Origin of the sequence: Streptomyces sp. ID05-39B, from assembly GCF_033794725.1 — a bacterium.
GTDB lineage: Bacteria > Actinomycetota > Actinomycetes > Streptomycetales > Streptomycetaceae > Streptomyces > Streptomyces bobili.
The window spans coordinates 1-23,115 of record NZ_JARGEF010000121.1; the positions used below are offsets into that span (position 1 = coordinate 1).

A 23,115-nucleotide genomic window follows, 5' to 3' on the forward strand; every position below is an offset into this window, starting at 1 on the left:
CGAGACGACACTCGGGCCCTCAACCTGCCCAGCCTCAGCCCACAGCACGAAAACGGTCCACCGACTCCGTCGGCGGACCGTCACGCAAGATCGAGGTTAGGACCTCTAAGACCGGCACGAACGGCGTAAGGAGACAGGAACCCGCCAGGAGCTCCCGCTATTGGACGTGCCGGGTCTTCAGGCCCGGGAGAATGTCAGTTGAGCCCGATGGCCGCGCAGTCTGGCGCGTAGTTTTTGGTGCAAATCTGTCGGGTGGTGTAGACCCCGTCCGCGATGAGCGTCTCCTTGATGTTGCCCTTCGTGAGAGGAACTACCTGCACGAGCATCGCGGGGATCTTTTTCTGTGTCGGGCTGTCGACGCTGTCCCGCGTGAGTGCGCCAAATTGGATATCGCGGCCCCGGGCCTTGCTCACTGCTATCTGCGCGGCGTAGGTGGCCTCATATAGAAAGGGCTTGTAAACGGTCATGTACTGCTCACCCGAGACGATCCGCTGCACCGCATCCAGGTCTGCGTCCTGTCCGGTCACCGGCGGAATCCTGCTAGCGCCCGCCTCCTTCAGCGCCTCTACAACAGCACCCGCCATACCGTCGTTCGCGGCGTAGACGGCGGCGATGCGTTCCAGGCCCACCGACTGGATTGCCCGCTTCATGTTGGCCTTGGCGACCGAGGGTGACCACTTGTCGGTGTCGTACCGCTCGACGATGTCCACCTTGCCCTCAAGTTCGCTGAGCGCGCCGTTCTTGAACTGCGCGGAGTTCGGGTCGGCGGGATCCCCGTTCATCATGATGACCTTACTGCTCGAGGTCTTTGTGGCGAGTTGCTCGACGATTGAGCGGCCCTGTACCTGGCCGACGAGCTCGTTGTCGTGGGAGACATACGCGTCGATCGGGCCCTGTGCAAGGCGGTCGTACGCGATGACCGGTATGCCGGCGTCGTTTGACTTCTGCACGTTCGGCGCGATGCGCTGGGCGTCCACTGCGTCCACCAGGATGACGTCCACCTTGTCATCGATCATGCGCTGGAACTGCTGGCTCTGCTTGGCCGCGCTCGCCTCGGCGTTGGCGTAGAGAACCTTGCCCTTGTTGTGTGTGAGCCGGGCGACTTCCTTCTTGATGATGGGGTAGTCGAACTTTTCAAAGCGCGCCGTGTCCTGGTCGGGCAACAGTAGTCCCACCGTGATGTCATCGCGCCTTAGGGATTCGGAGTTTCCGCCCCCGCCCTCCCCGCCGATGGTGCCGCACGCGGCGAGTGAAAGTGCGGACGAGTAGGCGGCCAGGGCTGTGGCGGTGCGGCGCACAGCGGCCCTACGGGTGGTACCAGTGCTCACTTCAGGGGCCTTTCGAACCAGGGCAACGTTGCGCACCCCGAATGGCCGGTAGCCAAGAGGCGTTCGCTTTGACAGGTCAAATTTGTTGTCTGTAACTAATTCAGTGGTCCGTGCGCTTTTGGATGTCCGAGAGAATCGTGAGGAGCGGATAGAGGAATCGAAGCGCGCCTTCGGGCACCAGCCGTCTCATGCACTTCTTGGGAGCAGCCGCGCATCTCTCCCGAGAAGCGCACCGCATGATGCCGCCACTGAACCCATGGGCGGAGTGCGGCGTCGTGCTCTTCTCCTGCATCGGGCTGTGATGGGGCTCTACTTCGACGGGGCCGGTGGATCTTCGACGCAGTGAACGAGCTGCTTGCTTATCCGACGGCCCGAACCCGCGCGCCCTCGACTTCACGCCGATTGTCACCAGAGAGCGAAGGCTGACCGTGAAGGATTGCACCGCGGCGCTGATGGCGCTGCGGCACGACGCCTTGCGACATCGTCCAAGCCGAACGCATTGTGTGACCTCAATCGATAGATGGGCTTTGGGTACGGTGTGCGCGATGTGGCTCGTACTTGGGCACGTGGTCAAGGAAATGGGGTATCCCGCCCCGGCGATCAGCGGCATTGCATCTACGCTGCGCTTGGACCGCCGTCCGGGCATCCGGCCCTTGCCACGGTGACAACAACGGCGCGTGGCCTCTGCGAGCAGACGGCTGGCAACCTGATCTGAGTGCCGTAGGCGGCCGCTCAGCTGCAGGTGATGCGGGGGTCGGCCCAGTCGGCGTGGTCGTAGTCCTTCCCGTCACCGCCGTCAGTGACAATGAGCTGCAACTCGGTTCCGCCGGTGAGGTCTGCGGTGAGGTGCTTTGGGGATTGGTAGCCCGTCATCAGCCCGCTACGGGAGCATCGACTGCGAGGGCACGGTTGTCAGGCGTTGCGCCGCGTCCATTGCGGCTCTGGCTCGGACGGCGTCGGCGGGGTCCCACCCCTTGCGTGGCACCGATGCGAGCAGCAGTTGGGTGTACGGGTCCCAGGGGGCGTCGAGGACCTGCGCTGTCGGGCCGTGCTCGACCACGGTGCCCCTGCGCATGACGACGGTCTCGTCGGTGATGTGCTGTACGACCGCGAGGTCGTGGCTGACGAAGACCAGTGCCAGGCCCGTGTCGCGCCTGATCTCTGCGAGGAGGTGCAGGATCTGGGCCTGGATCGACACGTCGAGGGCTGCGACGGCTTCGTCGAGGACAAGGATCCGCGGGTCGACGGCGAGCGCCCGTGCGATGGCCAGCCGCTGCCGCTGTCCGCCGGACATCTGGTGTGGGCGCGCGTGCGCCTCACGGGTGCCGAGGCCGACCTGGTCCAGGAGCGAACGTATCCGCGTGCCTGAGGCGTCGTGGCCGTGCAGACGCAGGGCGGTGTGCAGACACTGGCGCGCGGTGAGCCGCGGGTCGAGGGAGACGTAAGGGTCCTGGAAGACCATCTGAATCTCGCGTGCGTGCCCCAGCCGGGCGGCCCGGCGGCCCCGGCCGAACCCGGTCGGCCGCGAGGTGCGCTCCCTGCCCTTCACCGAGACGGTGCCCGTGTCGGGCCGCACCAGGCCGACGAGCATCCGGGCAACGGTGCTCTTACCGGATCCGGACTCGCCTACGATGCCGAGTGAGCCTCCGTGGGGCACGCTGAACGACACCTGATCGGCGGCGGTGAGGCTTTCGCCGCCGGGCAGCCGGTAGGTCTTCGTCAGTTTGTCGACCAACAGCAGGGGGGCGCCGTTGGGATCGTCAGCGGTCACGGTGTGCTCCTCTTGGCCAGGTGCGAGGCGGTGCCGGTGTCTACGGGAGATGCGGACGTCTCGACGGGGCCGCCGCACCCGCCGGCGGCTTCCTGGCGGTCGCCCAGCGGAGGCGTGGCCTGCACCGCAGCCACGTGCGGTAGCTCGGGGAGCCGGCGGCAGGCCGCCGTGCCACCGCCCAAGACGGGGAGGGGTTCAGGCAGCCACGTGTCGCAGGCCGGCTCCGCGTCCGGACAGCGTGCGGTGAACGGGCAGCCGGTGAAGCTGTCTGCCAGGGACGGGGGCCGGCCGGGGATGGGCCGGATCGAGCGGGTGGTGTCGCCGAGGGCGGGGGAGCAGTCGAGGAGTCCCCGGGTATAGGGGTGCTGAGCGTGAGCGAACAGCTTCCGTGCTTCCTGTTGTTCGACGACGCGTCCCGCATACATGACGTAGACACGGTCGCAGTACGCCGCGGCGAGGTGCAGGTCGTGCGTGATGAACAGCATGCCCAGCTCCTGCTGCTCACGCAGCTTGCGTACGAGGGCGAGGATCTCCGCCTGTGTGGTGACGTCCAGGGCGCTCGTGGCCTCGTCGGCGAGCAGCAGGCGCGGTTCGGCGACGAGCGCTCCGGCGATGACGACACGCTGGAGCATGCCCCCGGACATCTCGTGGGGGTATTGCCGCAGGCGCCGTTCGGGGTCGGACAGGCCGACGGCGCCGAGGAGTCCGACAGCCTTGCGCCGTACCTCCTTCTTGTTGCCGTCGCAGGTGCGGGCGAGTCTCTCGGTGAGGAAGTCGCCGATGCGGCGTACCGGGTTGAGGGCGGATCGCGGATCCTGGTGGACCATCGCGACTGTACGGGATCGGTGCTTGCGTAGTTCGGAGTCCGTCATTGTCAGTACGTCCGTGCCGTCGACCAGGACGCGTCCTCGGGCCTGCGCGCCGTCGGGTAGTACACGCAGGGCGGCTTTGGCGGTGGTGGACTTGCCGGATCCCGATTCGCCGACGAGGCCGATGACTTCCCCGGTCCGGACCTGGAGGTTGACGTTGGCGAGCAGGGGCCGTTCCGCGCCGGGAAGATGCACGGTCAGGTCTTCGATGTTCAGCAGCATGGTGCGGCTACCTCCTGGCGCCGAGCCGGTCGGCGGCCCAGACCCCGACGATGTTGAAGGCCACCACGACGCAGGCGATGGCGGTGCCCGGCACGAGGGCGGGCAGCAGCGCGCCCTGGACGATCGCGGCTTGCCCCTCCTGCACCATCAGCCCCCAGTCGGAGCTGGGCGGCTGGGCTCCGAAGCCCAGATAACTGAGCGTGGCCAGGCTCATCAGCGCCTCGCCGAAGAGGACCACGAGGTATCCGGCGATCGAGCGAGCGAGGTTGGGCATGAGGTGGCGCACGCAGATGCGCGTGCCGCTCATGCCTTGCACGCGGTAGGCGTCGATGTACGTTTTGGACCGCTCAGTCAGGGCTACGCTGCGGGTGTACTTGGCAATGGTCGGGGCGAAGGCAAGGCCGAGCCCGAGCACGGAGGTGGTCATGCCCGTTCCGGTGACGGAGATGATCAGGACGACGAAGAGCAGGCCGGGGAAGGCGTACATGACGTCGGTGACCCGGGAGACCAGCGTGTCCGCCCAGCCGCCCCGCCAGGCGGCGACGGTGCCGAGCGTGACACCGATCACGGCCGCTATCACGAGCAGCAGGATCGGGGCGATCAGGCTGGTCCGCGCACCGTACAGCACCCGTGAGAGCAGGTCCTGGCCGGAGGCGTCGGTGCCGAGCATGTGCTCGCTGCTTGTGCCGGCCAGCGAGGACGAGAGGTCGATCGCGTCGGGTAGGTAGGGAGCGAGGAGCGGGGCCAAGACGGCGGCGATCACCACGAGCCCGAGGAATCCTGCCGCGAGGAATACCCCAATGGGGCGGCGCCGGGTGCGTGCGCTGGCGGGAAGCAGCGTGCTGGCGGGGAGGGCGGTGGTCATGCGGCGCTCCTCGCGGTCTTGATGCGGGGGTCGAGCAGGGGCTGCACGAGGTCCACGAGCGTGGTGACGACGATGTAGCAGATGACCATGAGCAGCAGGACCGCCTGGGCGACCGGGAAGTCGTGGCTGTTGATGGCACCTACGAGAAGGGAGCCGATGCCGCTCAGGCCGAAGACGGTCTCGATCGCAACGGTTCCGGCGAGCATCCCGGCGGTGACGAGGCCGCACATGGTCACGATGGGGCCCAGGGCGTTGCGCAGGACGTGGCGTCGGATGATCTCCCGCTCGGACAGTCCAGACGCCCGGGCCACTTCCACGTGATCGGCGGCGCTCGCGTCCACCATGGCCTGGCGGGTCACTCGGCTGACCAGGGCCAGTGCGCCGAGTGCCATGGCGACTGCGGGCAGGGTGAGGTGGTGGATCGTGCCCGCGATTCCCTCGCCGCCGCCGGTGACGGGGAACCAGCCGAGCTGGACTCCGAAGACGGCGACGAGCGCGATGCCGCCGACGAACGAGGGGACTGAGGCGGCGAGCGTGGTGGCGCCTACGACGGCGGAGTCGGCCCAGCGGCCGCGGCGGACCGCGGCCAGGATGCCGGCGCCGACGCCCAGGACCACGAACAGGACGGTGGCGTAGCCGACGAGGGCCAGGGTGGTGGGGAAGCGGCCGCCGAGGAGGTCGGCGACCTGGTCGTGGTACTGGAAGGAGCGGCCAAGGTCCAGGTGCAGGCCGTCCCAGAGCCAGCGGCCGTACTGGACGGCCAAGGGTTCGTCGAGGTGGTACTGCTCCCTGACGGCGGCGAGCCTCTCGGGGGTGAGTTTGTCGCGGCCTCCCGCGAGAAAGACGGCGGGGTCGCCCGGGGCCGCGTAGACGGCCGCGAATATCACGAAGGAAGCGGCCAGCAGGGTGGCGAGCAATCCCGCGAGTGCGCGGGTCATGGCGACGATCATGGTGGTCAGCCTCTCTTGGCGCCGAGGGATGCGGCCCACGGGTAGTAGAGGTAGGCCATGGAGGCGGGCGGGCCGGTCAGTTCGTCGTTGATGACGAGGGCGGTCGGCATCTGGGCGATGGGGATCCACACGGCTGCTTCGCTGAACTGCCGTTCGACGTCGATGACCAAGGCGGCGCGCTGCTTGTCGTCCAGCGTACGCATGGCCTCCTTGACCTTGCTGTCGTACGCGGGGCTCTTGAAGCCGACCCAGTTGTTGGAGCTGTCGGAGAGGGCGTTGTCGTAGAAGCCGATGGGGTCACTCTTGGAGATGTACCAGTCGGCGACCAGGACGTCGATCTCCGCGCGGGCTTCGGGAGAGCCGTAGAACTCGCCGTACTCAGCGGCCGGTACGGTTTTGATCTGGCCTTTGAGGCCGATCCGCTGGAGCGCGGCGCGGACCGCGTTGGCGATGACCATGCGGCCCTGGTTACCGTCGGTGCCGATGACGATCGGCCCGCTGGGGGCTGCCTTGGCGTTCTCTACCAGCTTCTTCGCGGCAGCGGTGTCGGCCGCGTCCGGCGAGGCGGGGGCGCCGGTGAGCTGCTTCTGGGCGGCGGCGAAGGTGGCCTTCTCGTAACCCCAGGCGCCCGGGCCGACGGGGGTGGCCCACGGGGAGACGAGTCCGCTGTATCCGGACTTGGCGATGCCCGCGCGGTCGAGGACGAGGGAGAGCGCCTTGCGGATGTCGGGGTCGGACAGCCCGCCCCGTTCCGTGGGGATCAGGGACAGGGCGGCGGTGCTGGGTCCGTAGTACTGGTCGAGGCCCTCGGCGCCGCGGAGCGCGGCGGCCGTGCCGAGGGAGTCGGCGTACGTACCGTCGGCGGCACCAGTCTTCAGTGCGTTGACGGTGGCGGCGGCGTCGGCCCAGCGGAAGACGACCTGCTCGGTGAGCGGCTTGGCGCCCCAGTAGCTGTCGTTTCGTTCGATGACGATCGAGTCGCCGGACTTCCAGTCCTTCAGCCGGTATGGCCCTGAGCAGGCGTCGTCCTGGCCGGGTGTGCCGAAGTCCTGGCCGGCCTTCTCGACCAGCTTGCGGTTGTAGACGAAACCGGCGTCGCCGGCGAGCGCCTTGGTGAACAGGGCGTCCGGCTGCCTGAACGTGATGGTGATTTCGTGCTCACCGGTCTTCGCCATTCCAGCGACGTTCTCGAACTCGTCGGACTGTTCCATCTTCGGATCCGCGTGCCGCTTGAGGCTGAACAGGACGTCGTCCGCGGTCATCCTCGAGCCGTCGTGGAAGGAGACGTCGTCGCGGAGTGCCAGGACGAGTGTCTTGGCGTCCGGTGATGTGGCCGTTCTGGCCAGGAAAGGGCGCGCTGTCATGTCGGGCTGAAGCTGGAAGAGGCGCTCGCACACATTGGTCAGCACCGTGCGTCCGGCGCTGCCGCCCTGGGTGTCGAGGTCGAGGGAGTCGGGCTCGTCCTCCAGGAGCCAGTTCACGTTGGAGACCTCACCCTTGGCCTGCGCGGTGGTGGGCGTCAGGTGCAGATCGACGGGGTCGGCGGCCCGGTCTACGCCGGCTGCGGACGGGCCGGTGTTCGCGCCGCTGCACGCGGTGCTGAGGGCCATCGCACCGGCGAGTCCGACGACGGCGATCGAGGTCTTGAGGTTCATTGCAGGGCTCCTGAGCGGGGAATGAAAGGGCGCAGACTGCTGGAGGGCGGGGGAGCGGCGGCGGGTCAGCTGGGGGCGTGAGGTCCGTCGTAGAGGTTCCAGGGGAGGTCCTGGTAGTTGCGGTCACACGGGGTGCCGGCGGTGACGTTGTAGTCGCCGGCAGTGAGATCCACGCAGGAGGAGACGAGCGTCTTCCACTGCCTGACCGTCGACCTGCGCGGGTCGGTGTGGGTGCAGAGTGACTCGGGGAAGCCGAGATGGTCGGACATCGCCTGTTTGATCAGCTTGCGGGACTCATCGGAGCCGGTGGATTCGCGTAGTCGGCGCAGACCCTGCTCCGCGCGCGGTACGCGCACCAGGGAGTCGGCGGCCAGCGGCCGGTACCCGTCGGCGAGAACGCCAGGGATTCCGGCCTGGTAGTGGTTGCCGTGCACCAGCAGGCCGTCGGCGGGATACATCCAGCCCAGCCCGGCCGGTGTGGTCTCCAGATCGATGGCGAAGCCTTCTCGGCAGGTGAGCAGGGCGTTGCTGGCGACGTGGGCACGGGTGTGGCACAGCACGCGCAGCGCATCGCTGATGTTGTCCTGGTCCAGGGCGGTGCGGCGGATCACGGTCTGCGGCAGTCCGACGGCGTCGCTGAAGCGGCCGCCGAGGCCGTTGGCGTTGAGGGCGATCCCGGCGGAACTGGCGCCCTGCCGGCCTACCTGTCCGGCCTCCACCTGCATGATGAGCGTGGGCTTCGGCGGCTGGACGATACGGAGCATGACGACGGTGTCGGCGACTGCGGCCCGCCAGTCCCAGTTCTGACCGGCCCAGACATGGCCGTCCCCGCTGGCGCTGCCGTACGCGGCGAACGAGGTGCAGCCCTCTGCCGGTTCTTCCTCCTCGTGCATCCGGGCGAAGGAGTCGTCGTATATGACCTCGCCGCGCGCGTTGAGCGCCAGGACGTCGAGCAGGTCGATCCCGGCACCGTCCGCGATCCCCTGCATCTCGTCGAGCAGGTGCGGCGCGTAGTCGCGCACGGGCTCCAGCCAGCGCGCGGCGCGGGAGGTCACCTGCTGCCAGGTGAGTCCGGCCGATTCACCGAACGCTTCCGCGTAGTAGCCCAGCGCGGTCTCCAGCTGGGGGCCGACGGCCTCCCCGTACTGCCTGCCGCGCTGGGCCGGAGTTCCGGAGATTTCGATGATCGGCAAGCTGGCACTCATCGCGGGACTCCTAGGGAACATGTCATTTGCTGTAACCTCTGTTCCGGATGCGCTCATTCTTGAAACGAAGCGCTCATGAGCGTAACAACCGAGACGAGATAGTCAAGGGGTGTAATGAAGAATCCAGACTTCGGGAGTGCCGGCCCCGGCGGCCTCACTCGCCTGCGGGCCACCATCAGGGATCTATGGGATGATTTGTCCGCCTCTGAGCGAACGGTGGCCCAGTACCTTGCGAGCGCTCCGGCCGACCAGGTGATGTTCGCCAGCGCCCAGCAGTTGGGCACTGCGAGCGGCACCAGCAACGCCACCGTCGTGCGCGCACTCCAGCGCCTCGGCTACACAGGCCTTCCCGCACTCAAGCGGGAGCTGGCGGCGGATTTCACCTCGGCACTCGCGCCGGATGTCCGACTGAAGCAGCGCATCGCGCACGTCGGCCATGACCTGGAGACCATCTGGAACGACGTCTTCGAGGAGACACGGGACCGCATTGACCAGTGCCAGCGGCTGACAGGCATCGACGATCTCCAGAGGGCGGTAGAGGCGCTGGTGGAGGCGCGTGAGGTGTTCTGTTACGGCGTCGCGGCCTGCGAGCTCGCGGCACGCCACCTCGCGCTCGCACTCGGGCGCATCGGCCGCCGGGCACGGTTCGTCGGCGCCACCGGCTTCGCGCTCGCCGACCCGCTGCTCTCCCTCGCCCAGGGCGACGCCGTCGTGATCTTCCAGCCGGGGCGCGCGCTGCATGAACTCACCGTCCTGGTGGAGCGGGCCCGCGCGGTCGGCGCCCGGATCGTGATGATCACCGACGAACTGGGCGAAGCATTCGAGGACCGAGCCGACGCCGTCCTCACCGCGCCGCACACCCCCACGGGGAGCACGAACGAAGCCCTGACCGGCCTCATCGTCGCGGACGCCCTCCTGCTCGCCCTCGCCACGCTCGACGAGACACGTGCCGTCGAGCACTCGCACCAACTGACCGTCCTGCGTGAGCAGCTACTGGAACCCGGCGAGCCCCGCACACGCAGGACATGAGTGGGTCATCCGGTTTGAACGGGCCAGACCTTTGGTGAACCGTGCCGATCAGGGCTCCGGGTAGTCGTGCAGTGCTGCCAACAGGAGTCCGGCGTCCACCCGCCTGCCGCCTGTGTCGTCCCGGATGGCGATCCAGTGCGCCAACACCTCGACGCTGCCCAGCCCGCGCCCGTGTTCGACGGGGTCGGTGTCGCGCGACGCGGATCGCGCGGCGTCCGGCAGTCCGCGGTCGGTAACCGTGACGTGCAGGATCTCCCGCGCAGAACGAGCCTGACGGTCATCGCCGAGCGGCCGTGCTGGACGGCGTTGGTGGACAGTTCACTGACGACGAGCACCGCGCAATCACGGTTGTCGCCCGCGGACACTTGCCAGTGAGTGAGCACGGCTGCGGTGAACTTCCGAGCGGTCCGGACATGGGTCTCCGCGGTGGGCAGTGTGACCAGCGCCTGAAGCGGCCCGGCGGGCGGATCTGCGGCCCGGCGCGGGCGGGCTGCGCTTACCCCCTGTCTGTCACGTTCCTATCCGGGCGCGCCCTGCCCCGCACTGAGGCCATCCAGCAGGAGGTCCCCGAGTTCGGAGAAGGCGTCGCCTGCGGTCAGGCCGGTGCTCTCCAGAAGGGCCCCCGACTGGAGTGCGTCGATGGTCACTGCCACGACCTGGGCGGCGAAGTGTCCGTTGAGCGCGCGGAAGACGCCAGTTTGTACGCCTTCCTCGATCATTTGGTGGACCCGGTGCGCGGCGGCGGCAGAGTTCTTGCGGTAGATCTGTGCGGTCGGTTCGTAACCCACCATGTCGTCGTAGAAGGCGTTGGAGTGACGGCGCATGGCCGTGCCGATGCCGGCGAGGTAGACCCGGATGCGCTGCCGGGGGTCGAGCTCGGCCTGGACGGCCTGCTCGATCTCGGCCGTCACGGCCCGGAAGAAGGCGCGGGTGACCGCCAGTACCAGCTGTTCCTTCGTGGAGGCCAGGCTGTACAGCGTCGCCTTGGAGCATCCGAGCCGCTGGGTGAGCTCATCCATGGTCACCGCGGTGAAGCCTTCGGCCAGGATGATCGCCTCGGCCTGACGCAGCAGTTCGTCCCGCCGGCGAGTGTCCACGACCCGCCGGCGGGCCGTTTTGCGCGGGCGTCGGTCACGCGAGTCAGTTGGGGCCGTCACCGCAGCAGTCTCCCATGGACGTCATTGCCGGAACCGGCGGGTGGTCGTCCGGGCCGGGAGTCCGAGACTTACGAGGGGGTACCAGGGTACCGCTCGACGTACCTGGGCTGCGGCAGTCCCCGCTGGCGATGCGACGGCCGCTGCGTGACCGTGGATGCGGCGCTCTACCGGATCGAGGACCCGATCGAGATGCCACCGTCCACGTCCAGGACGATGCCAGTGATGTAGCTGGCGGCATCGCTTGCGAGGAAGGCCGCGGCTTCGGCGATGTCCTGGGGGCGGCCGGTGTGGCGCATGGGGATCTTGTTGGTGAGCTTGTCGCGTGCGGGGCCGTTCATGGAGGCGAGCATGGGTGTCTCGATGAGGCCGGGTGCGATGGCGTTGGCGGTGATGCCGTGGCGGGCGCCTTCCAGCGCGAGGGTGCGGGTCATGCCGACGATGCCGGCCTTGGCGGCCACGTAGTTGGTCTGGCCGAAGTTCCCGCGCCATGACATGGAGGAGAAGCTGACGATACGGCCGTAGCCCTGGCGTTTCATGGGGGCGAACGCGGCGCGGGCGCAGTGGAAGCCGCCGGTGAGGCTGACGTCGATGACGGCGTGCCAGTCGTCGTCGGTGATGTCCTCGACGCGGTTGTCGCGGAGGATGCCGGCGTTGTTGACCAGCACGTCGATGCGGCCGAGATCGGTGGTGACGCCGTCGATCCAGGCGTTGACCTGGGCGGAGTCGGTCACGTCCACCCTGTCGGTGCGGAGTTTGGCGTCGTGGGCGTCGGTGATGGTCCCGGCGGCGTCGGTGAGGGCTTGTTCGTTGACGTCGGCCAGCGCGAGCGTGGCGCCCTCGGCGGCGAACCGGGTCGCCATGGCGAGGCCAAGGCCCTGTGCGGCCCCGGTGATGGCGACGACGCGTCCCTGGTAGCGATTCATGTGTTGTCCGCTTTCGTGGTAGGGGGAGTGAGGAAGGCCCGCAGGGCGTCGGCCACCGAGCTCGCAGACCAGTTGTCGGCGAAGACCTCCAGTTCCTCGCGCAGGGCCTGCTCGGGGGCCATGCCGTCGATCCGGTGCAGCAGCGTCTTGAGGTGTCGCTGAGCGGGGCGGTGGCGGTCGGCCAAATGCTGGCAGATACGGGTGGCGGTGGCGATGAGGTCGGCCTCGGGCACGATCGCGCGAATCCAGCCGGTGTGTGTGAACGCGGTCGCGGGGATCAGTTCGCCGGTGAGCAGGAGCCAGCGGGACAGTCCCCGTCCGACCGCGTCGGGCAGCCGGACGCTCGAGCCGCCGGCTGGTACCAGACGCCGCTGGAGGTGACCGTCGCCGATGAGGGTGGTGTCGGCGGCGACGACGACATCGCAGGCCAGCGCGAGTTCGAGGCCGCCGGCGACGGCGTGACCGTGCAGGACGGCGACCCAGGGTTTCGGGCTGGCCGCGATACGGCTGAAGCAGGCCGACACGTCGGTGAGGAAGTCGACCGGGTTGTCGCCCGCGTCGTGGAGTTCCAGGAATTGGTGGAAGTCACCGCCGGCGCAGAAGCTCGGCCCCTTGCCTGCCACCGCGATGACCGCTGTGCCGGGATCGGCCTCGGCGCTGGTGATCTGCTTGTTCAGGGCTTCGATGAGGGTGACGTCGAGGGCGTTGCGCCGCTGAGGGCGGTTGAGCAGGAGCCATCGGACGGTGCCGTGTTGCTCGACGAGCAGGGGTTCCGTGCCGGTCAACGGGGCTCCGGGGTGGTGAGTTCGGTGTGTCGGCGGTTGCGCAGCAGGTAGCGCTGGGTCTTGCCGCTGGGTGTCTTGGGCAGGGCGTCGATGAAGTGGATTGTGCGCGGGTAGGCGTGGGCGGCGTAGCGGGTCTTGACCAATTGTTGGAGTTCGGTGGCCAGGTCCGGTGAGCCGTTGTCGCCGTCGCGCAGGACGACGTACGCCTCGATGACCTCGCCGCGGACGTCGTCCGGTGCGCCGATCACGCTGCACTCGGCGACGGCGGGGTGCTGGGCGAGGACGCTCTCGATCTCGAACGGCCCGATCCGGTAGCCGGCCATGATGATGACGTCGTCGTCGCGGGAGGAGAAGAAGAAGTCTCCGTCGGCGTCGATGCGCCCGGCGTCGCCGGTGAGGTACCAGTGGCCGTCGGGGGTGAACTTGGAAGCGCTCTGTCCGGGGATCTGGTAGTCGCGGAAGGTCATCAGCGGGCTCCCGGCGACGTCGATCGCGACCCGGCCGAGTACGCCCGGTCCTGCGGGCTCGTCCTTCTCGTCGGCCAGGACGGTGAGGTTCCATCCGGGTACCGGCCGGCCCATCGATCCCGTCTTGAGGGGACGGGCGAGTTCGCTGTGGTGGTGGTTCGCCAGGGGCATGCCGACCTCGGTCTGGCCGAAGTGGTCGTGCACGGCGAGGCCGAGTGCGGCGTGGGCCCACTCGTTGACCTCGGGAGTCAGGGGCTCGCCGGCGCTGGACGCCCGCTGCAGGCGCAGGCCCTGTGGGACCGGCACCGGCGAGGAGCGCAGTCCCCGGTACACGGTGGGGGCGGCGGTGAAGTCGGTGACCTGGTGGTCGGTGAGGGTGCGCCAGGTCGTCTCGGGGGAGAAGCCACCGGTCAGCAGCAGGCTGGGGATGCCGGCGGCCATCGGGGCGACGATGGCGGAGTACAGGCCGTAGGCCCAGCCGGGGTCGGCGGCGCACCAGTAGCTGCTGCCTTGGGTGACGTCCAGGGCGTACTCCAGGTAGATCTGCCATCCGGGGATGTAGGAGACGGGGTGTATGACGCCCTTGGGCTTGCCGGTGGTGCCGGAGGTGAACATGTGCACCAGTGGGCCGTCCCCGCTGGTGGTGACGGCGGGCACCGGTTCCGGTGGCGCGGCCGCGACGAGGGAGGCGAGCCCCGTGGCACCGTGCGAAGTGCTGTTTCCGGTGACGACGAGGCGGCGCTGGGGGTCGTCCGGCAGGTCGGGGCCGGGGTCGAGTTTGTGGCGCTGGTCCGGGTCGACGATCACCACGTGCGCTCCCGCGCCCTCCAGGCGCAGGGCGATGGCCTGGGGCGCGAAGGCGGTGAACAGCGGGACGTAGACCGCGCCGAGCCGCCAAATCGCCAGGATGACGGTGACCAGGTCGGTGCTCTTGCCCATCAGGGTCGCCACTCTGTCACCCGGACCGACCCCCAGTCCCTGCAGTGCCCGCGCGTACCGGTGCGAGTCCGCGGTGAGCTTGCCGAAGGTCAGCGTCGATGCCTTTCCGTCGCCGTCGACCACGGTGAAGGCGACCCGGTGGGCGGGATGCCGGTCACACAGCAGGTGGGCCACGTTGAGGGAAGGAGCCGCGAAGGTCGAGGTCAGCTCGGCGACCCGGTCGGCGGCGCTCACGGCTGGTCCTTGCGGTCGATGACCGGGAGAACCAGGCGGCTGGGGTGGTCCGGCTCGTGAGGGATGTGGTTGAGCGCGGGAACCATCTGCTCCTCGCCCTGGCGGGCGATGTTGGCGGCGAGGGTTGCGCCGTCAGGCATCGGGACTTGGACGTCTATGTCGTATGGGTGCTGCATTGGTGCTCCTCGTCGAGCCGCGGCGGCGTTGCCTGGATGTGGGTACGTTAGGAGGTACGTTCGTACCCTGTCAATTACCCTCACGGAAGACGGACCGCCGCGACCTCCTGCGGCGGGCTGACTTCCGTGTCCACTTGTCGTGTTCAAACCCGTTCCTTCATCCCTGATGGTGTCGACGGGTGCTTCGTTGGCCGTGGTGCCCATGACAAAGGGGTGCCGGAGACTGCTCGTCATGGGGCGGGATGGCGGGTGCGCGGAATCCGCCCGGAACGCTTTCAGTCGTGTCGGCGGATGCCCGCGGCTTTGGGAGGGTCCGCGGCGGGTGCGGTTCTGCTGATGGCTTTGGCGTGCGGCGTCGATGCGGCACAGACGGCCCGCCCCCGCGCAGGGCTCCTGGTTGTTCTCGTAGACGGAGCACTGCGGGGCCCGGCACTGGCAGGCCGGCGTCCGGACGGGTCGCGACGGCCTTCGCGCGGGCGAGCGCGTGTGCAGGGGCGAACCGGCGCAGTGCCGCGATGTCCTGGGACCACCGGGCTGGCGGGCCACCGGGTGAGGAGCAGGTGACCGCCGCTGTGCGATCGCTGTGGCCAGCGACGCGGATGGTCCACAGCTGGCCTAGACCCCGCCCCCGGCATCCCCGCTCGCCACCGAACCGATCTGTAAATCGAGGTCGGCTCGGGCGGCAGAGCGAGATCAGATCAGGCGGCCACTCTTTGTGGCGCTGATCGGCGCTCCGCTCGCGTTGTCGCTGCGCAGGACCGCCTCTTCGCCGGCGAAGTCGTAACCGCGATAGCTGAGCCAGTAGCAGGTACCTCCCACCGCCAAGCCAACGAACACAGCCAGGTCGGCGCCACCGATCGCATCGGCGACTGGTCCGATGAACGCGCTGGTGCTCATGAACGGTACCTCCGCGGCGGCGCCCAGCGTGTAGGCGAGCAAGCCGCGGCCGTTGATCCGGCCGTAGATGCCGTCAGCCTTGAAGATTTGCGCGATGGAGTAGCGGCCACGGCGGACCAGGAAGTAGTCGACGAGGTTGATCGCCGTCCACGGCGCGAAGAGGTAGAGGAGGAGCGTCAGATAGGTGCCGAACGAGCTGAGGAAGTCGTCAGAGGCGAGGAACGTCAGCAGGAGCACGACCGCACTGACCACTAGGACCGCGACTGTTCGCAACCGCGCGGTGGGCCGAATGTCCCGAACCGTGTCGAGCATGCTGATGAGGGTGAGGGCCGCGCCGTAGGTGTTCATGGCCATCGCCGCGATGAGCCCGAGCAGGCCGATCAGCACGACGATGCGGCCAAACCCGACAGTGGCCGCGTCGCCTGCTGCGACCACGCCAGCGACGGCGTCGCCGGGTACGAATCGAGCCGCCAGCAAGGCCCCGAGGGTCGCGAGCCACATCGAGCTCAGGCTCATGCCGAGGTAGGTGCACCAGAACATCGCCCGTGGCGACACTGTGGGGGGCAGGTAGCGGGTGTAGTCGGAAACGTAGATCGCCCAGTTGATCTGGTAGCCGGCTGCCAGGCCGAAGACGACCAGGAAGGGCGTCCACGCGAAACCATGAGCTGCCGGGGCAACTGCGGCTGCTGTGGCGTCGCTGCCGACCGCGACGACGGTCAGAACTGCGAAGGAGATGAGGAAGGCAGGGGTGATCCACCGGGTTGCGTGGTGGATCCAGTTGTACCCCAAGAGTGCGATGACGGCAGATATCGTCACCGCGGCCAGAACCGATGCCGTCTTCCCGAGGCCGATGCCCACGGACAGGCTCTGGGCCGCGAGGATGCAGGCAAATGTGTTGAAACCGATGTAGTTCACAAGTGCCAGGACGAAGACGCCACCTGCACCCGCGTACCCGAATTGTGGTCGCGACTGGATCAGTTGGGGCAATCCGAGGTGGGGTCCCTGTGTCGAGTGCAGCGCAGCGAAGATCGCGCCGAACGCGGACCCGGCACAGGCAGCGATGATGATCCAGAGCAGATCGGCGCCGAGGGCGACCCCCGCTGCCCCGACCGCGACCGTGCCGACATTGGCATTGCCGGCGATCCACACGGGTGCGAGGTGCCACACCTTCCCGTGTCGTTCGCCAAGCGGGATGTGATCGATCGACCGCGCCTCGATCGCAGACGCTGCGACGGTGGAGGGGTCTTGAGCAGCTTGCATTGGGTCACCTCGACTGTGCCAGTGGACTCCGCCCCATCAATGGGGGTAGCTATGTATACAAGTGAGCGTCTTGCATGTAAATACTTGACTTGCATTTGCTGGCTGTGTCGGCCACCCCGAACCACCTGAGAGGTGACATCATGACCACCCCCTTCGCCAACGCTCCTGGCAAGCGGCGCGCTGAACGTCTCCCGCTGACCGAACCTCCGCCGCACGCCCGCCAGCACGCGGTGTCCATGCGCGACGGAATTCGGCTCGCGACCGATATGTATCTTCCGCCCGCGGGAGACGGGCCGGTCTTGCTGGCACGACTGCCGTACGACAAGACCAGCGCAGAGTGCTTCATGCCCCAGATCGCAGACTGGTTCACGGCCCACGGTTACGTCGTCGTGGTGCAAGACGTCCGCGGCAAACTTCGCTCCGACGGTGCTCTCATGCCGTTCGTCGCGGAGATCGACGACGCCTACGACACCCTGGAGTGGATCGTTGCTCAGCCATGGGCAACCGGCCCAGTGGGCATGTTCGGCGACTCCTACTACGGCTTTACTCAATGGGCCGCAGCTGCCAGTGGCCACCCGGCACTGCGTGCCATCACCCCGCGAGTGACGGCCCCAGTGTTGCGGCGCGCTGTTCGCCGGCAGGACGTCTTCCCGCTCGAGCTGTGCACGGTGTGGGCACTACAGACCTGGGTCGACGAGGGCCTCTACGACTACGAGGGGACCATCGATTGGCGCGTACGGCCACAGTCCGAGATCGCAGCCACCGCCTTGGGCGGGCGGCGCCCCCTCTTCCTCGACGAGTGGGCCACCGGGAAGCTGGATGTGACAACGCTGCCAGTCACCGACCACATCCCCACCTTGCACCTGGCCGGCTTCGACGACTACTTCCTCAGCGACCAGCTAGCAGCGTGGGAACAGGCACGGACTGGACCGGCAGAGCACCTTCTTGTCGTCGACGTTCGCGACCACGGCTGGACTGCACGGCGTCCGACCGGTGAGCCGTATGCCGACCCGTTCGCCAGTCCGGGCGCCCAGAAGAAGTTTCTTGACGACTACCTCGGCCTCCTGCTGCCCTTCTTCGAGCGCCACCTCAAAGGCGCCGAGCTGCCGGTACCGGCAGCTGTGCGGTGGCGGCTGGGTTCTGAGGAGTTTTGCGAGGACGACCACTGGCCACCGCGCGGCACGACCGAGGCCTCTTTGTTCCTGACCTCCGATGGCCGCCTCTCCCCCGCGCCCAGCCCGACCAGCGAGGTGCGCTGGCACCATGATCCGACCGATCCTGTTCCCAGCCTGGCGCATCCGCACTACCCGAACATCGACCCTCCCGACGAGTCTTGCGTTCTCGGTCGCGATGACGTTGTCAGATTCGTAGGCGAACCGGCCGAAGCGCCCATGGAGATCCTCGGCCGGGCCACCCTCGCGGGACGGTTCCGGGGCGGCTGTGGATCTGCACACGTCATGGTCCGGCTCCTTGACCTCGCACCGGATGGAACTGCGCGCCGCATTGGCGATGGTGCCGCCCTCATCCGGGCCCCCTGGCCAGCTGAGGCGACCGTCGACCTCGGCGTGATCGGTTGTCGACTTGATGTGGGCCACCGCCTTGCTGTCCTGGTCTCGGGGAGCAGCTTCCCGCAGTACGCTGTCCACCCCGGCACTGACGAAGAGCCGTGGACAGCCACTACAGTCACCACGGTTGAGCTCGCCATGGCGACCGGAGGCACTGCCGGCACCGCGCTCACGATCGGCATCCTCAACCCGGCGGGATCGGCAACGTGAAGGGTTTCCGGCCGCATACGAAGACGCCGATCGAGCGCACCCCCGCGTCTGCCCGCGTCTACCACGAGCTTCGACGCCGGATTCTGCACGGCGAGCTTGCGGCAGGCAGCCCGCTCAGCGAGACCGAGATCGCGGACGAGCTAGAAGTTTCGCGGACACCGGTCCGTGAGGCACTGCGAGAATTGCTCTCCGATGCTCTCGTCCTGGACGGACGTCGCCGCCAGTGCGTGGTGGCCGATACATCGCCCGAACTCGAACGTGAGGTGCTACTGATGCGCACCGCGCTTGAGAGTCTCGCCGCGAGAGAAGCGGCGACCGTCGCCGACGAATCGGGCAGCGACGTGCTGCACCTCATCATGGTCCGAACGCGACGGGCTCTCGCGGCCAAAGATGTCAACGCTGCGCTCGACTGCGACGACGAGTTCCACCAGCATCTGGCCGCGATGTCGGGGCTGCCAATTGTCGCCGACACCGTCCGGCGACTACGCGGCTTCGCACGTCTGATCGGCCTGAAGAAGGGGTGGCATCTGGCCGACCTGCGCCGTTCCGCGGACGAGCACCAACAGATCATCGCCGCCCTCGAAAGCGGCGAACCTGATCTCGCCGAACGGCTAATGGTGGATCATCTCAAAACAGGAAGCGGCGAACACGGCCGACAGTAGGCCACCCGTGGCACTGCGCGCGCTCCGATCCCTTGGCTCGTGGCATCCCACACATTCGGACCGGGCGACATTGGCTGGGCACCGAATGCGGTGACAGGCTCGACCGACGAAGGTGTGGAGGTCGGTGCCAGCTCGCGGACCCGACCAGCGACAGAACGTGGTCGCGACCGAGGCCCCTCGCTCAAGGGGCGGATTCCAGTGGTCGTCGCAACACGTGATCACTGACGTGTGGTGGCGAGCAGTTTAGATAGACGCTCGGCTGGGGTTTCCCAGCCGAGCGTCTTGCGCGGGCGGCTGTTGAGTTCGGCGGCAACCGCGGCGAAGCGAACACCCGCTCCGACTCCGCACCGGCCCGCACCGCCCGCCGCGCCACCGAGGCCCACCGCCGCTGCGCCGCCACTACCTCCGGCAGGCCACGCAGCTCGAGGTGCTCCAGCGGCTGGTTGGCGTCCGCGTCCAACAGCCACCGCCCATGCCGAACACACGCCCGCTCCCACCGCGGCGCGTACCGCACCGCCCGCAGAGCCGTCCCCGTGCGCCGGGCCGTGCACAGCCGGCAGCCGAACGCCACCGGCCCGGCCACCGCGCCACCGATCCGCCACAGCCCCACCGGATCGCCATTCTCGGCGCGCAGCTTGGTGTCCCCTTCTTCCCAGGACGGCAACGCCCGTGCCAGCACGTCTTCCTCGACGCCGCATATGCCCGCCAGGAGCTGGCGTCCGGCTGCGTTCAGCAGCACCTCGGCGTCAGCCCGTGCGCCTCCGCCCTCGTGCCCAGGCGGGTAGTTGCGCCACTTCCAGCATGCCCGCAGCACCTTCGCTTCCATCCCGTAGCGGCTGGCGACGCGGTGGATCAGCGACGAGGTCGTCTCTCCCTGCAGGGGAGCGGTCCGCAGCAGGCCCGGGTGATGAGTCACTCCGCCACGGTCTCGTCTTCGCCCTCCACGGCGGGCGCTTTCGCAATGATGCCAGCGGAATCAAAGCAAGCCTCCCCTGGCCCCCAGCGGCCGCCGCGTGCGGACCCCAGGTGCCGGTCCGCCCGCTGAGCCGAAACCGCCTAGCGGCGGGTGAGGTGAGTGAGGGTGACTCCGTTAGGGAAGGCGGTGCGCTCGGCAACGTCGAAGACGGTGGGGTCGAAGGAACAGTCGACTACCGCGATTCCGGTTCCGGCGACGACCGGATACGTCTTAATCAGCAGCTCGTCGATCTCGGGCAGTAGGGTGCCCGCGAGCTGGCCGCCCCCGCAGAGCCAGATGTCCAGGCCGGCGCCCGCTTCGTTCTTGAGTTCGCGGACGAGGGCGAGCGGGTCGCCCGGCACGATAGTGACTGCTGGGTCGGTGTCCGGCTTGAGGGTGCTGGACACGACGTACTGGCGCAGGTGCGCGTAGGGGCTGGTGATCCCGTTGTCGAGGGCTGGGCGGTAGGTGCCGTGGCCCATGACCACGGTGTCGAACCGCCGGTTGGGTGCGTCGGCGACGCCGACGGCCGCACGGTAAGCGGTCGGGATGGTCTCCGGGTACAGCGCGTTTACCCAGGTCGAGTAGGCGGCGGCCTGCTGCTCGTCGCCCTGCGGAAAGAAGTCAAACTCACCGCTGGGACCGGCGATGCGGCCGTCGAGCGAGATGCCGATGTAGTACACGAGCTTTCGCATAAAGTTCCCCATACGTAGTACTCTACTTGTAGTGGCTGAAACGTAGTACTACATGCGGAGTGGTGTCAATGGCGAGGCGGAACGACCAGCGGCGCGCGGCCCTCGTTGACGCGGCAATCGAAGTACTGGCCCGGGAAGGCGCACGCGGCCTGACCTTCCGATCCGTAGACGCTGAGGCCACCGTGCCCGCCGGCACGGCGTCCAACTACTTCGCCAACCGCGACGACCTGTTCACTCAGGCCGGCGCACGTGTATACGAACGGCTCCAGCCCGACGAGGCCACGATCGCCCGCCAGCAAGCGGCCGGCCGCGACCGAGAGACCTACGCGCGACTGATGCGCGAACTCGTCGGCCGCATCGCCTCCTTCCGCACCGGATACCTCGCGCTGCTGGAACTTCGCCTTGAGGCCACGCGCCGCCCCGAACTACGCAAGGTCCTCACTGAGCGAGTCCGAGCCGACGTGGACGCCAACGTCGCCTATCACGAGGCATCCGGTCTCCCCGGCGACGCCACGGCGGTCAAGCTGCTCATGCTGACGCTGAACTGGCTAATCGTTGAACAGCTCACCCTGCCGGACGTCTTCACGGAGGCAGAGCGTGATCAACTGGTGACGGCCGCAGTGGAGCGCATAGTGGCTGCGGCATAGACGTCCGACCCCGGGCTGGCTCGGCTGGACCGGGCCGACGTCGGCATGTGCCTCACTCCTGGCTCCGTCCGCTGATCCGAGAGAAGCGGCCTAGGTGGAGTCAAATCTCACCAAGGGAACGGGGCTGTGAACCGCTCACGTGGAGTCAGAAAAGACCTACAACTGGAGTCGGTTGTCACCTACGAAGCCAGGAGCCAGGGTGCGGCCGCGGATCACTCCGTGGAATGCCACCAGCTGCGCAGGGGTGCGGCGCCCGCGCCCTTGGCGAGGGAACCGTCTGGGTTGCGGTCGGGCATGCCGACGAGCTGCTGCTCGATCGGGCTGAGGGCGGGATCGGCCAGTAGGTCGGTGGCAGGGTCGTCGACAGGCTGGAGCCACCGGTAGCCGTACTGGAGCATCAAGGCGATGCGGGGACGGCCGGAGAGGTTGATGCCGCTGGCGTGCCAGGTGCGGTTCTCGAACAGCACGGCGTCGCCGTCCTTGAGGTCGGGCGTGAGCGCTCCGACGGGATCGGCCGCGCCGTCGGGGATACGTGGTTCCTCGGTGAGGAGGTGGCTGCCCGGCAGGAACATGGTGAGCCCGCAGTCACCAGTGATGGGGGAGAGGTAGTGGGCGACCTTGATGGCCATGCGCGGCGTGTGCGCGAAGCCGAGGTCGGCGGTCACGCCGTACATATCGCGGTGCCATCCGGGGCGTTCGGGCGTGCGGATGGTGCGCGCGGGGCCTGAGGGCAGGGCGATCAGGTGGGCGGAGAGCAGGTGCAGGTTAGGGCTCAGCAGGCCGACGACGGTCGGCAGGGTGCGGGGGTTGGCCAGCAGGGGCAGGAAGGCGCGCTCGAGGTCGAGGCAGCCGCGGAAGCCGTCCTTGCCGTCGCCTCCTCGGTCGCGGCCGCGGGTGATGTCACTGGCGAGGAGCCGTTCGGCTGCGGTCAGCAGACTGGCGCGCAGGGCAGGGTCGATGGCCTGGCGGATGACGGCGTAGCCGTCGCGGTCGAAGGCGTTGGAGACGGCCGGGTCGGGCTGGCGGGGCGGGGTGAGGGTGGTGGTCATGATGCGGTGGCCTCCGTCGGAAGCAGGGCGGTGTGGGTGGCGAGCTGCCACAGGTCGTCGTCGTCGAGGCGGCAGTGGGCCAGGAGTTGTGCCTGGGTGAGGGGGCGGCCGGGGTCGCGGTAGCCGAGCACGGTGAGGCGGTTGCCGGGATGGCGGGCGCCGAGCAGGGCGTGGACGTCGGCCGGGTAGCCGGTGGTGGCGAGGATGACGGGCGCGCGGTTGCCGAAGTGTTCGGTGAAGGCCGTCTCGGTCAGGGCGAGGGGGCGTGTGCCGGCTTCGGCCAGGGCGGTGAGGTCGTGCACGTGGACGTAGCGCAGCAGCAGGTGCGGGTGTTCGGTGCGCAGGCGGCGGGCGAGGGTGGTGAGCCGTTCGGCGGGCAGGTCGCCGGCGGAGGCCAGGACGAGGTCGGGCTCGCCGGGGTCGGGGTGGCTCAGGTGCGGCCAGCGGGCGATGCCGTGGCGCAGTTCCTCATCCAGGGTGTCCAGGGGGTGCTGGAGGGTTGGGTGTTTGCCGGCGATGACGACGGTGCAGCGCTCCAGCTTGCGCAGGGCGAAGGTGAGGGCCGCGGCCGTGCGGGCGGGGTCGGCGGGGGTGAGGACG

At 68.2% G+C, this 23,115-nt stretch carries 22 protein-coding genes and 1 pseudogene; 4 read left to right on the forward strand and 19 right to left on the reverse strand.

All coding sequences use genetic code 11. From position 1 onward, the window contains the following. Nucleotides 1-194 precede the first annotated feature (194 nt). From P1P75_RS24100 to P1P75_RS24135, 8 genes are all read right to left on the reverse strand, one after another. A complete protein-coding gene (locus P1P75_RS24100; protein ID WP_319258710.1) occupies nucleotides 195-1,298 on the reverse strand; it encodes a substrate-binding domain-containing protein in 1,104 nt (367 codons plus the stop codon). A 762-nt stretch (nucleotides 1,299-2,060) separates the two neighbouring features. Beyond that, on the reverse strand, nucleotides 2,061-2,201 hold the full coding sequence (locus tag P1P75_RS24105) for an NPCBM/NEW2 domain-containing protein (RefSeq protein ID WP_319258712.1): 141 nt from the start codon (nucleotides 2,199-2,201) through the stop codon (nucleotides 2,061-2,063). Nucleotides 2,202-2,208: 7 nt separating this feature from the next. Further along, nucleotides 2,209-3,099, reverse strand: a complete 891-nt coding sequence (locus P1P75_RS24110) for an ATP-binding cassette domain-containing protein (protein WP_319258714.1) — start codon at nucleotides 3,097-3,099, stop codon at nucleotides 2,209-2,211. Continuing rightward, on the reverse strand, nucleotides 3,096-4,190 hold the full coding sequence (locus P1P75_RS24115; RefSeq protein WP_319258715.1) for an ABC transporter ATP-binding protein: 1,095 nt from the start codon (nucleotides 4,188-4,190) through the stop codon (nucleotides 3,096-3,098). Before P1P75_RS24115 ends, P1P75_RS24110 begins: the two co-directional genes overlap by 4 nt. A 7-nt stretch (nucleotides 4,191-4,197) precedes the next feature. Beyond that, the gene (locus tag P1P75_RS24120) at nucleotides 4,198-5,055 is read right to left on the reverse strand and encodes an ABC transporter permease (RefSeq protein ID WP_319258717.1); all 858 of its coding nucleotides are present in this window, start codon (nucleotides 5,053-5,055) and stop codon (nucleotides 4,198-4,200) included. After that, nucleotides 5,052-6,005, reverse strand: a complete 954-nt coding sequence (locus P1P75_RS24125) for an ABC transporter permease (RefSeq protein ID WP_319258719.1) — start codon at nucleotides 6,003-6,005, stop codon at nucleotides 5,052-5,054. The genes P1P75_RS24120 and P1P75_RS24125 overlap by 4 nt, the downstream gene beginning before the upstream one ends. Nucleotides 6,006-6,010: 5 nt before the next feature. Beyond that, nucleotides 6,011-7,660 (reverse strand): ABC transporter substrate-binding protein, encoded by a 1,650-nt coding sequence (locus tag P1P75_RS24130; RefSeq protein WP_319258721.1) that lies wholly within the window; start codon nucleotides 7,658-7,660, stop codon nucleotides 6,011-6,013. A gap of 65 nt (nucleotides 7,661-7,725) precedes the next feature. Then, a complete protein-coding gene (locus tag P1P75_RS24135) occupies nucleotides 7,726-8,865 on the reverse strand; it encodes a C45 family peptidase (protein ID WP_319258723.1) in 1,140 nt (379 codons plus the stop codon). 114 nt (nucleotides 8,866-8,979) lie between these two features. On the opposite strand from P1P75_RS24135, the gene P1P75_RS24140 reads away from it, so the two are divergent. Then, nucleotides 8,980-9,894: a MurR/RpiR family transcriptional regulator gene (locus P1P75_RS24140; RefSeq protein WP_319258725.1), complete on the forward strand. Its 915-nt coding sequence runs from the start codon at nucleotides 8,980-8,982 to the stop codon at nucleotides 9,892-9,894. Between the two features lie 5 nt (nucleotides 9,895-9,899). Here the strand turns inward: P1P75_RS24140 and P1P75_RS42085 are convergent, their stop codons facing one another. From P1P75_RS42085 to P1P75_RS24170, 7 genes are all read right to left on the reverse strand, one after another. Then, nucleotides 9,900-10,337 carry an ATP-binding protein gene (locus P1P75_RS42085; protein ID WP_369076345.1) on the reverse strand — a complete coding sequence of 146 codons (438 nt, stop codon included), beginning with the start codon at nucleotides 10,335-10,337 and terminating at the stop codon, nucleotides 9,900-9,902. A 75-nt stretch (nucleotides 10,338-10,412) separates the two neighbouring features. Next, entirely contained in the window at nucleotides 10,413-11,051 is a 639-nt protein-coding gene (locus P1P75_RS24145) for a TetR/AcrR family transcriptional regulator (protein ID WP_319258727.1), read from the reverse strand. A gap of 164 nt (nucleotides 11,052-11,215) precedes the next feature. Further along, nucleotides 11,216-11,974 (reverse strand): SDR family NAD(P)-dependent oxidoreductase, encoded by a 759-nt coding sequence (locus P1P75_RS24150; RefSeq protein WP_319258729.1) that lies wholly within the window; start codon nucleotides 11,972-11,974, stop codon nucleotides 11,216-11,218. After that, nucleotides 11,971-12,759: an enoyl-CoA hydratase/isomerase family protein gene (locus P1P75_RS24155; RefSeq protein WP_319258731.1), complete on the reverse strand. Its 789-nt coding sequence runs from the start codon at nucleotides 12,757-12,759 to the stop codon at nucleotides 11,971-11,973. The genes P1P75_RS24150 and P1P75_RS24155 overlap by 4 nt, the downstream gene beginning before the upstream one ends. Continuing rightward, entirely contained in the window at nucleotides 12,756-14,399 is a 1,644-nt protein-coding gene (locus P1P75_RS24160) for an AMP-binding protein (RefSeq protein WP_319258733.1), read from the reverse strand. The genes P1P75_RS24155 and P1P75_RS24160 overlap by 4 nt, the downstream gene beginning before the upstream one ends. Continuing rightward, entirely contained in the window at nucleotides 14,396-14,575 is a 180-nt protein-coding gene (locus P1P75_RS24165; protein WP_319258735.1) for a hypothetical protein, read from the reverse strand. Before P1P75_RS24165 ends, P1P75_RS24160 begins: the two co-directional genes overlap by 4 nt. 693 nt (nucleotides 14,576-15,268) lie before the next feature. Beyond that, on the reverse strand, nucleotides 15,269-16,732 hold the full coding sequence (locus P1P75_RS24170; RefSeq protein ID WP_319258737.1) for a cytosine permease: 1,464 nt from the start codon (nucleotides 16,730-16,732) through the stop codon (nucleotides 15,269-15,271). A 140-nt stretch (nucleotides 16,733-16,872) separates the two neighbouring features. On the opposite strand from P1P75_RS24170, the gene P1P75_RS24175 reads away from it, so the two are divergent. Together P1P75_RS24175 and P1P75_RS24180 are read left to right on the forward strand one after the other, a co-directional pair. Beyond that, nucleotides 16,873-18,507 carry a CocE/NonD family hydrolase gene (locus tag P1P75_RS24175; RefSeq protein WP_319258739.1) on the forward strand — a complete coding sequence of 545 codons (1,635 nt, stop codon included), beginning with the start codon at nucleotides 16,873-16,875 and terminating at the stop codon, nucleotides 18,505-18,507. Further along, nucleotides 18,504-19,169 (forward strand): GntR family transcriptional regulator, encoded by a 666-nt coding sequence (locus P1P75_RS24180; RefSeq protein WP_319258741.1) that lies wholly within the window; start codon nucleotides 18,504-18,506, stop codon nucleotides 19,167-19,169. Before P1P75_RS24175 ends, P1P75_RS24180 begins: the two co-directional genes overlap by 4 nt. Before the next feature lie 181 nt (nucleotides 19,170-19,350). Here the strand turns inward: P1P75_RS24180 and P1P75_RS24185 are convergent, their stop codons facing one another. Both P1P75_RS24185 and P1P75_RS24190 read right to left on the reverse strand, forming a co-directional pair. Then, a complete protein-coding gene (locus tag P1P75_RS24185; RefSeq protein ID WP_319258749.1) occupies nucleotides 19,351-20,085 on the reverse strand; it encodes a hypothetical protein in 735 nt (244 codons plus the stop codon). Between the two features lie 140 nt (nucleotides 20,086-20,225). Further along, nucleotides 20,226-20,819, reverse strand: a complete 594-nt coding sequence (locus tag P1P75_RS24190; protein ID WP_319258743.1) for a dihydrofolate reductase family protein — start codon at nucleotides 20,817-20,819, stop codon at nucleotides 20,226-20,228. A 68-nt stretch (nucleotides 20,820-20,887) separates the two neighbouring features. Here P1P75_RS24190 and P1P75_RS24195 point away from each other — a divergent pair, with 68 nt between their 5' ends. After that, nucleotides 20,888-21,466: a TetR family transcriptional regulator gene (locus tag P1P75_RS24195; RefSeq protein WP_319258745.1), complete on the forward strand. Its 579-nt coding sequence runs from the start codon at nucleotides 20,888-20,890 to the stop codon at nucleotides 21,464-21,466. A 212-nt stretch (nucleotides 21,467-21,678) separates the two neighbouring features. On the opposite strand, the gene P1P75_RS24200 is transcribed toward P1P75_RS24195, so the two are convergent. Both P1P75_RS24200 and P1P75_RS24205 read right to left on the reverse strand, forming a co-directional pair. Further along, nucleotides 21,679-22,515: a phytanoyl-CoA dioxygenase family protein gene (locus P1P75_RS24200; RefSeq protein ID WP_319258747.1), complete on the reverse strand. Its 837-nt coding sequence runs from the start codon at nucleotides 22,513-22,515 to the stop codon at nucleotides 21,679-21,681. After that, nucleotides 22,512-23,115: pseudogene (locus P1P75_RS24205) on the reverse strand (phosphoketolase); the annotation flags it as partial. The gene P1P75_RS24200 and the pseudogene P1P75_RS24205, both read right to left, overlap by 4 nt.

Excerpts from the sequence above, each read along its gene's own strand:
- P1P75_RS24140 (WP_319258725.1), top strand. The coding sequence starts at position 8,980 with ATGAAGAATCCAGACTTCGGGAGTGCCGGCCCCGGCGGCCTCACTCGC.
- P1P75_RS24105 (WP_319258712.1), bottom strand. The coding sequence starts at position 2,201 with ATGACGGGCTACCAATCCCCAAAGCACCTCACCGCAGACCTCACCGGC.
- P1P75_RS24175 (WP_319258739.1), top strand. The coding sequence starts at position 16,873 with ATGACCACCCCCTTCGCCAACGCTCCTGGCAAGCGGCGCGCTGAACGT.
- P1P75_RS24135 (WP_319258723.1), bottom strand. The coding sequence starts at position 8,865 with ATGAGTGCCAGCTTGCCGATCATCGAAATCTCCGGAACTCCGGCCCAG.
- P1P75_RS24200 (WP_319258747.1), bottom strand. The coding sequence starts at position 22,515 with ATGACCACCACCCTCACCCCGCCCCGCCAGCCCGACCCGGCCGTCTCC.
- P1P75_RS24195 (WP_319258745.1), top strand. The coding sequence starts at position 20,888 with ATGGCGAGGCGGAACGACCAGCGGCGCGCGGCCCTCGTTGACGCGGCA.
- P1P75_RS24190 (WP_319258743.1), bottom strand. The coding sequence starts at position 20,819 with ATGCGAAAGCTCGTGTACTACATCGGCATCTCGCTCGACGGCCGCATC.
- P1P75_RS24165 (WP_319258735.1), bottom strand. The coding sequence starts at position 14,575 with ATGCAGCACCCATACGACATAGACGTCCAAGTCCCGATGCCTGACGGC.
- P1P75_RS24130 (WP_319258721.1), bottom strand. The coding sequence starts at position 7,660 with ATGAACCTCAAGACCTCGATCGCCGTCGTCGGACTCGCCGGTGCGATG.
- P1P75_RS24170 (WP_319258737.1), bottom strand. The coding sequence starts at position 16,732 with ATGCAAGCTGCTCAAGACCCCTCCACCGTCGCAGCGTCTGCGATCGAG.
- P1P75_RS24120 (WP_319258717.1), bottom strand. The coding sequence starts at position 5,055 with ATGACCACCGCCCTCCCCGCCAGCACGCTGCTTCCCGCCAGCGCACGC.
- P1P75_RS24125 (WP_319258719.1), bottom strand. The coding sequence starts at position 6,005 with ATGATCGTCGCCATGACCCGCGCACTCGCGGGATTGCTCGCCACCCTG.
- P1P75_RS24150 (WP_319258729.1), bottom strand. The coding sequence starts at position 11,974 with ATGAATCGCTACCAGGGACGCGTCGTCGCCATCACCGGGGCCGCACAG.
- P1P75_RS24115 (WP_319258715.1), bottom strand. The coding sequence starts at position 4,190 with ATGCTGCTGAACATCGAAGACCTGACCGTGCATCTTCCCGGCGCGGAA.